General features: G+C 70.8%; 2 protein-coding genes. Both read right to left on the bottom strand.

From position 1 onward, the window contains the following. The coding region (locus IE249_RS35945) for a glutamate synthase central domain-containing protein (RefSeq protein WP_308434298.1) at nt 1-2,051 on the bottom strand (2,051 nt) is incomplete at its 3' end. A 476-nt stretch (nt 2,052-2,527) separates the two neighbouring features. Beyond that, a partial coding sequence (locus tag IE249_RS35940; protein WP_229857291.1) for a VIT1/CCC1 transporter family protein occupies nt 2,528-2,750 on the bottom strand: 223 nt, incomplete at its 5' end.

The raw sequence follows: 2,750 nt of genomic DNA, 5'->3' as shown, positions 1-2,750 counted from the left end.
CCCGCGCGGACCAGGTCCTCGACCGACTCCATCGCCAGGTAGGGGTTGACCGCGGCGGCGCCGTAGCCGATGAGCAGGGCCACGTGGTGGACCTCGCGGACGTCGCCGGCCTCCACCAGCAGGCCCACATGGGTGCGCTGCTTGGTGCGGATGAGGTGGTGGTGGACGGCCGCGGTGAGCAGCAGCGACGGGATCGGCGCGTGCTCGGCGTCGGAGTGGCGGTCGGACAGGACGATCAGCCGGGCGCCGTTGCCGATGGCGGCGTCGGCCTCGGCGCAGATCTCCTCGATGCGCGCGGCGAGCGCGTCGCCGCCGCCGGAGACCCGGTACAGGCCGGAGAGGGTCGCGGCCTTGAAGCCGGGCATGTCGCCGTCGGCGTTGATGTGGATGAGCTTGGCCAGCTCGTCGTTGTCGATCACCGGGAAGGGCAGGGTGACCGAGCGGCAGGAGGCGGCCGTCGGCTCCAGCAGGTTGCCCTGCGGGCCGAGCGAGGAGCGCAGCGAGGTGACGAGCTCCTCGCGGATCGCGTCCAGCGGCGGGTTGGTGACCTGCGCGAACAGCTGGGTGAAGTAGTCGAAGAGCAGACGCGGGCGCTCGGAGAGGGCCGCGATCGGCGAGTCGGTGCCCATGGAGCCGATCGGCTCGGCGCCGGTCTTGGCCATCGGCGCGAGGATGACGCGCAGCTCCTCCTCGGTGTAACCGAAGGTCTGCTGGCGGCGGGTGACCGAGGCGTGGGTGTGGACGATGTGCTCGCGCTCGGGCAGGTCCTCGAGCTCGATCTCGCCGGCCTCCAGCCACTCCTGGTACGGCTGCTCGGCGGCGAGCGCGGCCTTGATCTCGTCGTCCTCGATGATGCGGTGCTCGGCGGTGTCGACGAGGAACATGCGGCCGGGCTGCAGGCGGCCCTTGCGGACGACCTTGGCCGGGTCGATGTCGAGGACGCCGACCTCGGAGCCGAGGACGACGAGGCCGTCGTCGGTGACCCAGTAGCGGCCCGGGCGCAGGCCGTTGCGGTCGAGTACGGCGCCGACCTGGGTGCCGTCGGTGAAGGTGACGCAGGCGGGGCCGTCCCAGGGCTCCATCATCGTGGAGTGGAACTGGTAGAAGGCGCGCCGGGCCGGATCCATGGAGTCGTGGTTCTCCCACGCCTCCGGGATCATCATCAGCACCGAGTGCGGCAGCGAGCGGCCGCCGAGGTGGAGCAGCTCCAGGACCTCGTCGAAGGAGGCGGAGTCGGAGGCGTCGGGGGTGCAGATCGGGAAGATCCGCTCCAGGTTGTCCTTGCCGCCGAACAGCTGTGAGGCGAGCTGGGACTCGCGGGCGACCATCCAGTTGCGGTTGCCCTTGACGGTGTTGATCTCACCGTTGTGGGCGACGAAGCGGTAGGGGTGCGCGAGCGGCCAGCTCGGGAAGGTGTTCGTGGAGAAGCGGGAGTGGACGAGCGCGATCGCGGAGGCGAAGCGGCGGTCGGACAGGTCCGGGAAGAACGGCTCGAGCTGGCCGGTGGTCAGCATGCCCTTGTAGACGAGGGTGCGGGCCGACAGGGAGGGGAAGTAGACGCCGGCCTCGCGCTCGGCGCGCTTGCGCAGGACGAACACCTTGCGGTCCAGGGCGATGCCCTCGCTCACGCCGTCGGTGACGAACAGCTGGCGGAAGACCGGCATGGTGGAGCGGGCGGTGGCGCCGAGCAGTTCGGGGGCGACCGGGACCTCGCGCCAGCCGAGGACGGTCAGGCCCTCGTCGGCCGCGATCGTCTCGATACTCGAGACGGCGTCCTCGGTGCCGTCCTCGGGCAGGAAGGCGATGCCGACCGCGTAGCCGCCCGCGGCGGGCAGCTCGAATCCGGCCACCTCGCGCAGGAAGGCGTCGGGCACCTGGGAGAGCAGGCCCGCGCCGTCGCCGGAGTCGGGCTCGGAGCCGGTGGCGCCGCGGTGCTCGAGGTTGCGCAGAACCGTGAGCGCCTGCTCGACCAGCGCATGGCTCGCCTCGCCGGTGAGGGTGGCCACGAAGCCGACGCCGCAGGCGTCGTGCTCGTTGCGGGGGTCGTACATACCCTGCGCAGCAGGGCGAGCATCCATGAACGACCAGTTCTGGCCATTCGCGGAATGCTGGGACGGCTGGCGCGGCGTACGCATCGGCTCTCCCGTCGTCGTCATGTGGCATGTGCTGGTGCCGAGGGACGACGTTGGCCCTCTGCGTAAGTGCGAAATTTCGTGCAGATTACATGATGGAGGGGTTCTCGGGAACCGGATACTCCGTTCCAACATGCGGACACCGCGGGTCGGCGGCGGGGGGATCTCCGCACCCGGCGATGGAGGCTGTGAGGGGCCGGAAGAGGACGCAGATCGGTCGGATCGGCGTCCGGTGACGGCCCTGAGGGGGACGGGGAGGGCGGTGTCCACCCGCCCCGTGGGTGCGCGGCAGGCCTCATTGCCCACAGCGCTTACGGCTCATGCCCGGTGGTCACACAGTCGAAACCAGCGAGTAACGGGTACTTATGCGGCAGAGCGTATATGTCCCGGGCACGTCATCCTACGGCCGTTCCGAACAGGGTGCCCAGGGCGTACGTCACACCGGCCGCGGCGCCGCCCAGCGCGAGCTGGCGCAGGCCGCTGTACCACCAGGTCCGGGCGGTCACCTTGGCCACCACCGCGCCGCAGGCGAACAGGCCGAGGAGCGCGAGGAGCAGGGCCGGCCACAGGGCCGTGGCGCCCAGCAGGTAGGGCAGCACCGGCAGCAGCGCGCCCAGT

This window comes from Streptomyces anandii JCM 4720 (genome assembly GCF_014650655.1).
Lineage (GTDB): Bacteria > Actinomycetota > Actinomycetes > Streptomycetales > Streptomycetaceae > Streptomyces > Streptomyces anandii.
Note: the sequence above shows the minus strand (reverse complement) of the source record. Positions and strands in the feature narration are given on the sequence as shown.